This is a genomic window from Methylobacterium sp. WL116 (genome assembly GCF_008039455.1).
GTDB lineage: Bacteria > Pseudomonadota > Alphaproteobacteria > Rhizobiales > Beijerinckiaceae > Methylobacterium.
Genome location: NZ_VRUV01000277.1, coordinates 1 through 6102 on the forward strand (window position 1 = coordinate 1; position 6102 = coordinate 6102).

Below are 6102 nucleotides of genomic sequence, written 5' to 3' on the forward strand. Positions count from 1 at the left end.
GCCTCCGCCCGCGGCGTCGAGGATCCCGGCGCGCCGGAGACCTTCCGGCCGCGCGAGACGCTGCCGAAGAACTTGTGGCCGGAATCGACGATCTCGCGCGGGCTGGCGCGCACGTTCACGGCGGGCAGCGCCAGCAGCGCGCACAGGATCGCCACCAGGAAGCCGAGGGCGAAGACCATTACGGTTTCGATCACGCGGGCGAACTCGATCCCTTGAGCGCCGCCGCAAGACCGGACCCTGCCCGCTCGTGCGACGATGCGACCACACGCAGAACGAGCCCGGACACCGGGGCTGAACCCGGATGCCGTGCCCGTGGGCCGAGCATGCCCGGCCGAAGCTGACGCGCAGTCTAACCGGTTTTGCGCGCGGGCGCGAAGTCGAGATTCGGTCGCGTCAGAACGGGTTCCAGGTCGGCGTGCCGGTGAACTTCAGATAGCCGACGTTGATGCCGAGGCGGGCGCCGACGCCGGTCCGGATCGGAACCACGACGATGCCGTCGTTGGTCACCGCCGTCATGCCGAAGCCGCCGACGAAGTAGGCCGAGCCGTCGACCCCGCCGAAGCGGCGGTAGATCCCATTCACCGCCGGCAGGTTGTAGACCAGCATCATGGTGCGGTCGCCGTCGCCGCCGATGTCGAAGCCGAGGGTCGGGCCCTGCCAGTAGATCCGGCGCTGGCCCGCATTGCGGGTGTAGAGCGTGCCCTCGCCGTACCGGACGCCGCCGACGATGGCGCCGGAGGCTTCCTGGCCGAGGATGTAGCCGTTGGGCTCGCCCCAGCGCTTGGTCGCCTCCTGCACCGTGAGCGCCAGCCCGCGCGAGACGCTGCCGAAGAACTTGTGGCCGGAATCGACGATCTCGCGCGGCCGGAAGGTCTCCGGCGCGCCGGGATCCTCGACGCCGCGGGCGGAGGCCGGCACGCTCCGGGAAACGCCGAACGCGGCCGCCGACAAGGCGAGGAGCCCGGCCGAGCTCAGGCCGGCCAGGGCGCGGCGGCGTGTCGACGCGTCCTGCCGCAGGGTGGCCGTGCGGGGGGAATCGGGCATGGTCATGGTTCCTCCTCGATCCGCTGAAGGCGGCGCCGCCATGGGACGCGATCGCGCGCCTGGACTTGGATGCGCACCTGGACGATGGCTTGCGTCCGCCCCCAAGGACATGCGGCAGACCTGCCGCCGGAGCGCACGGCGGTCGATCCGGGCGCGAGCTGAGGGATAGGTGGACACGATGTGGTTAACGCGGCGTGACTGCGCCATCCTCGTCCTGGCGGGCCTCGCGGAGCCGGCGATCGGACAGACGCCTGTCGCCGGCCCGCTCGCGCTCTCGGGCTTCGACCCGGTGAGCTACTTCCTGCCGAAGGGCCCGCGGGCGGGCTCGTCCGCGTTCGAGGCTTCCGGCGGCGGCAGGACCTGGCGCTTCGCCGGTGCCGCCAACCGCGCCGCCTACCTGCGCGACCCTGCCGTCTACACGCCGCGGCTGGGCGGATACGACGTCGTCGGCATCCTCGATGGACGGCTGGTCGACGCCGATCCGCTGGTCTTCGCGGTGATCGAGGAGCGCCTCTACCTGTTCCGCAACGCCGAGCGACGGGACCGGGTGCTGGCGGACCCCAAGCTGGCGGAGCGGGCGGAGGCGTCCTGGCCGAGCCTGCAGCCGCTCACGGACGGAGGACGGGAGTGAGCCGCGTCACCGCCGCGCCCTCCCGCGGCCGCAGGATCGGCCCGCGATCGGGAAGCGCGACCCGGGCGGCGAGCGCCGGATCGCCCAGCGCCGCGAACGGGCCGTTGCGATAGGCCATCGCGTGCCGGCCGTAGATGATCGGCCGGCCGGTGGGGGTGACGACACGGCCGCCGGCGGCGGTCAGGATGTGGTCGCCGGCCGCGGTGTCCCATTCCATGGTCGGTCCGCAGCGGACGTAAAGGTCGGCCTCGCCCGAGGCGATCAGCGCGAACTTGAGGGCCGAGCCGGCCGCGCGGCGCGATGTCACGCCGAGCGCGTCGAGGCAGGCCTCGGTCTCGGAATCGCCGTGGCGCCGGCTGCCGAGCGCGGTCAGCCCGTCCCGCGGCTCGGGCCGGGTTCGGACGGCGCGAGAGGGCCCGGGGCGGCCGGCCTCGATCGGCGCCTCGTGCGCGGCGACACCCGCGTGCCAGACGCGGCCGACGCCCGGCGCGGCCAGCGCCGCGGCGACCGGGCGGTTGCCCTGGATCAGGGCGATGCACACGGCGAATTCCGGGCTGCCGGCGAGGAAGTCGCGGGTGCCGTCCAGGGGGTCGACCAGGAAGAACCGGTCGGCGGGCGGCACGTCGTGGCAGGTCTCCTCGGCCACCACCGGGATCGCCGGGAACCGTTCCAGGAGCTTGGCCAGGATCAGCTGCTCGGCCTCGAGGTCGGCATGGCTTGAGGGCGAGCCGTCCACCTTGAGCACGTGCGGGCAGTCGTTGCCGTGGTGGCCGAGCAGGATCTCGCCGGCGGCGCAGGCGATCTCGGCCAGGTACGCGGCGATGCGCTCGCGTTCCGGCCCGGAGAGGGAGACGATGGATGATGCCGCCATTGCCATGGCACCGTCTTGCTCCACCCACCGATCCTTGTCGATGGCGGAGGCCGAAATCGGGTTTCGGCCCGTCCCGACGCGTCTCAGTAGGTGGCGAACATCCGCGCGATCTCCGCGGGCTCGCGCGTCACCGTCAGGGCGAGCGCGAGCAGGATGCGGGCCTTCTGCGGCGTCAGGTTGTCGGCGCTGAGGATGCCGCGCTCCCTCAGGCGGGTGGTGAGCGGGACGACGCCGCTGCCCGCCCGGGTCGACTGCACCACGACGATCCCGGCGGCGGCCGCCTGCTCGAGGGCGTCGGCTTCGCGCGGCGGCGTCATGCCCGGCGCCAGCCCCGCCGAGACGATGCCCTGCGCTCCGGCCGCGAGGAAGGCCCGCACCGCCGTGCCGTCCGCGTCGGCATAGCCGTAGGACACGTCGACCCGCGGCAGCGCATCGAGCGCGCGGATGTCGAAGGGCGTTCCCGGAGCGTGGCTCCGCTCCGAGCGGCGGTAGTACTGCACCGAGGCGCCGTCGACGTGGCCGAGCACCCCGAAATCCGGCGTCCGGAAGGTCTGAAGCCGGGCGACCGAGGTCTTGGTCACCTCGCGTGCCGCCTGGATCTCGTCGTTGAGGACGACGAGGACGCCGCGCCCGCGGGACTGCGCCGACGCCGCCGTGCGGATCGCCGCGACGAGGTTGAGCCCGGCATCGCTCGACAGGGCGCTTATCGGCCGCTGCGACCCGACGAGCACCACCGGGACGTCGACGGTGAGCGTCAGGCTCAGGGCGTAGGCGGTCTCCTCGAGGGTGGCGGTGCCGTGCCCGATGACGATGCCGGCGAGGTCGCGATGCTCCGCGACAAGGCGTTCGCAGGTCGTCGCCAGGTCGCGCCATTCCGCGAAGCCGATCGCCGGGCTCGGCACGGCGCGGAAGGCGACCGGCACCATCTCGGCGATCGCGCGCACCTCCGGCACGGCATCGAGGATCGCCTGCGCCTCCAGGCGGTTCCCGGTCGCGGTGTAGTCGAGGATGTCGAGGGAATCGCGACCGAGCGACGAGATCGTCCCGCCGGTGCCGATGAACGCGACCTTCGGCCTTGCCGTCATCGAATGTCTCCTGCTCGCTTCGCGTCGAGACCGCGTCCTACCTGCTGAGGCCGGCGGTTGTCTCGCGGCATCGCCGGGGACGGACGATGTGCTGGGCGAGGACGCGGTGCCGGCTCGCTCGCCCCGAGGATGGCGACACCGCGCGCGCCGAGGCGGCTCAGCTGCGAAAGTCGAACACGAGGGCCGAGGCGTTGCTGCTCGTGCTGGAAGACCCGCTCGACGCGTAGCCGGTCGCGCTCGCCTGCGTCGATTGGAGTTGCTTGATGAAGCTCGCCAGCAGATCGCTCGTCGACGCGGTGCTGGTGCTGCCCGAGGCCGAGGCGTCGGGATCCGCGCTCGACGCATCGGAAAGGTCGTTGCCGTCCGGCGCCGCGCCGAGGGGCGGTCCCGGGGGCGGGCCGCCCGCACCGCCGACCCCGCCATCCTTTGCCTCGCCTTTCGCGCCTCCCTTGGCGAACAGCGACGTCAACGTCGCCGCCTGGTCGCTGGTCAGCGTTCCGTTGGTGACCTGGTCGGCGATCAGGCCGTCGATGCGGCTCTTGATCTGGGAGGGGTCGAGCCGCGACGCGGCGGCGGTGCTCGACGATGCCGACGCGGCACCGTTCGCGGTTTCGCCGGACTTGAGGCTGGCGTCGATCGAGTCGAGGGCGCTGGTGAGCGCGGTGGCGTCGGTCGCGGAGATGGTGCCGGCCGAGGCCTCGCTGTCGATCTCGGAGGCGACCCGGTTCTTGTGGGCGTGCGCCGGGCGCTGCGGCGCCTGGATCTGCGAGGCGGTGGTGCTGGAGATCGAACTCATGGGCGGCTTTCCCGTGAAGCTGCCGGAAACGCCCGGCCGCGGGTCCGTGTGCAAAGTGCCCACGCCGCGGTTAAGGATCTGTTCGCCTTAATGTTTCGGTATGTTTCCAGCGGCGCCGAGCGGCCGTTCCCCCCTCTTCCCGCATCGTAAATCGTACTGTGATGCTCGCCCGAGTCAGCGGGCGGCGACCCGCAATTGCGGGAACGCGGCGGGGAGCGGAGGCGCCGTGCGCAGGGCCGGTTGCGCCACGCCGTAGAGGCCGCGGTGCTGCGGGTTCGGGCTCAGCCGGTCGGTCAGGCCGATCACCGTCTCGGCCGCACCGAGAAGAAGCGCGCCTTCGGGTGCGAGCCGTTCGGCGAGCCGCCCGAGGATGTCGGCCTTGGTCGGCGTATCGAAGTAGATCAGCACGTTGCGGCAGTAGATCACGTCGAAGGAGCCGAGCGCCTCGAAGCCGTTGAGCAGATTGAGCGGCCGGTAATCGATCATCGCGCGCAGGGCCGGGGCGATCTGCCACTGCTCGCCGATCTGGGTGAAGTACTTCAGCAGCCACTGCACGGGCAGCCCGCGCTGCACCTCGAAATGGCTGTAGAGCCCGAGCTTGCCCTTCTCGATCACCTCGGTGGACAGGTCCGTCGCGACGATCTCGACCTGCCAGCCGGCAAGCTTGGCGCCAGCTTCCTGCAGCAGGATCGCGAGCGAATACGGCTCCTGGCCGGTCGAGGCCGCCGCGCACCAGATGCGCAGCCGGCGCTGGCCGGCACGGCGCGCCATCGCCTGAGGCAGCAGCACGTCGCGGAACAGATCGAACGGCGTCCGATCGCGGAAGAAGAAGGTCTCGTTGGTGGTCATCGCTTCGACGACCGCCTTCTCGATCGACGAATCGCGCGAGATCTTCAAGGTGCCGACGAGGTCGCGCAGCGTGGCGAGGCCGAAGCGGCGGCAGACGGGGGTGAGCCGGCTCTCGACGAGGTAGCGCTTCTCGGGGGTGAGCGCGAGGCCGGAGCGCTGCTTGAGGTAGGCGCGCAGGAAATCGAATTCGAGCTCGGTCATGCCGCCTGTCCCGTGATCATGGCGCGCAGCGCAGGGCCGATCTCGGGAAGCGGCAGGATGGCCTGGGCCAGCCCTGCCTTGGCGATGCTGCCGGGCATGCCCCAGACGGTGCTCGTCGCCTCGTCCTGTGCGAGCACGGCGCCGCCGGCCTCGCACAGCGCGCGGGCGCCGTGGGTGCCGTCCGAGCCCATGCCGGTGAGCACGACGGAGAGGGTGGCGCCCCCGAACAGGGCGGCGGCGTCCTTGAACAGGACGTCGACGGCCGGCCGGCAGAAGTTCACCGGCGGTCCGTCGTCGAGGCGGATCACCGGCTCTCGGCCGGCGCCCCCCGTCAGGCCCATGTGGCGCCCGCCCGGCGCGACGTAGATCCGCCCAGGCTCGAGCCGTTCGTCGGCCTTGCCCTCGGCCGCGACGAGTCCGGTGCGGGTGGCGAGGTGCTCGGCGAAGACCGCGGTGAAGATCGGCGGCATGTGCTGGACGATCAGGATCGGCAGCCGGCGCAGCGTCGCCGCGCCGATCTTCTCGAGCATCTCGCCGACCGCCCGGGGGCCGCCGGTCGAGGCGCCAACGAGAAGGACGCGGGGCGCTAGGCCGGTGCGGGCCTTCGGGCGCAGGGTGACCGGGG

At 72.0% G+C, this 6102-nt stretch carries 7 protein-coding genes and 1 pseudogene; 1 reads left to right on the top strand and 7 read right to left on the bottom strand.

The window, feature by feature from the left end:
• Together FV223_RS17895 and FV223_RS17900 are read right to left on the bottom strand one after the other, a co-directional pair.
• A pseudogene (locus FV223_RS17895) lies at positions 1-194 on the bottom strand (hypothetical protein); the annotation flags it as partial.
• A 199-nt stretch (positions 195-393) separates the two neighbouring features.
• On the bottom strand, positions 394-1044 hold the full coding sequence (locus tag FV223_RS17900; RefSeq protein ID WP_147728291.1) for a DUF1134 domain-containing protein: 651 nt from the start codon (positions 1042-1044) through the stop codon (positions 394-396).
• A 178-nt stretch (positions 1045-1222) separates the two neighbouring features.
• On the opposite strand from FV223_RS17900, the gene FV223_RS17905 reads away from it, so the two are divergent.
• Entirely contained in the window at positions 1223-1675 is a 453-nt protein-coding gene (locus FV223_RS17905) for a YHS domain-containing (seleno)protein (protein ID WP_147728292.1), read from the top strand.
• Here the strand turns inward: FV223_RS17905 and FV223_RS17910 are convergent.
• From FV223_RS17910 to FV223_RS17930, 5 genes are all read right to left on the bottom strand, one after another.
• Positions 1653-2546 (bottom strand): 3'(2'),5'-bisphosphate nucleotidase CysQ, encoded by an 894-nt coding sequence (locus tag FV223_RS17910; protein WP_246689717.1) that lies wholly within the window; start codon positions 2544-2546, stop codon positions 1653-1655. The two genes, FV223_RS17905 and FV223_RS17910, sit on opposite strands and share 23 nt — an antisense overlap.
• Before the next feature lie 83 nt (positions 2547-2629).
• Positions 2630-3631: an asparaginase gene (locus FV223_RS17915; RefSeq protein ID WP_147728294.1), complete on the bottom strand. Its 1002-nt coding sequence runs from the start codon at positions 3629-3631 to the stop codon at positions 2630-2632.
• Between the two features lie 157 nt (positions 3632-3788).
• Positions 3789-4427: a hypothetical protein gene (locus tag FV223_RS17920; protein WP_147728295.1), complete on the bottom strand. Its 639-nt coding sequence runs from the start codon at positions 4425-4427 to the stop codon at positions 3789-3791.
• 174 nt (positions 4428-4601) lie between these two features.
• Positions 4602-5477, bottom strand: coding sequence for a protein-glutamate O-methyltransferase CheR (locus FV223_RS17925; protein WP_147728296.1), 876 nt, complete (start codon positions 5475-5477; stop codon positions 4602-4604).
• Positions 5474-6102, bottom strand: a 629-nt coding sequence (locus tag FV223_RS17930) for a CheB methylesterase domain-containing protein (protein WP_147728297.1), incomplete at its 5' end; no start/stop codon positions are given. The genes FV223_RS17930 and FV223_RS17925, both read right to left, overlap by 4 nt.

What these genes read in the sequence shown, in the direction of transcription:
- FV223_RS17900 (WP_147728291.1), bottom strand. Translation starts at nt 1,044, where the DNA reads ATGCCCGATTCCCCCCGCACGGCCACCCTGCGGCAGGACGCGTCGACA.
- FV223_RS17905 (WP_147728292.1), top strand. Translation starts at nt 1,223, where the DNA reads ATGTGGTTAACGCGGCGTGACTGCGCCATCCTCGTCCTGGCGGGCCTC.
- FV223_RS17910 (WP_246689717.1), bottom strand. Translation starts at nt 2,546, where the DNA reads ATGGCGGCATCATCCATCGTCTCCCTCTCCGGGCCGGAACGCGAGCGC.
- FV223_RS17915 (WP_147728294.1), bottom strand. Translation starts at nt 3,631, where the DNA reads ATGACGGCAAGGCCGAAGGTCGCGTTCATCGGCACCGGCGGGACGATC.
- FV223_RS17920 (WP_147728295.1), bottom strand. Translation starts at nt 4,427, where the DNA reads ATGAGTTCGATCTCCAGCACCACCGCCTCGCAGATCCAGGCGCCGCAG.
- FV223_RS17925 (WP_147728296.1), bottom strand. Translation starts at nt 5,477, where the DNA reads ATGACCGAGCTCGAATTCGATTTCCTGCGCGCCTACCTCAAGCAGCGC.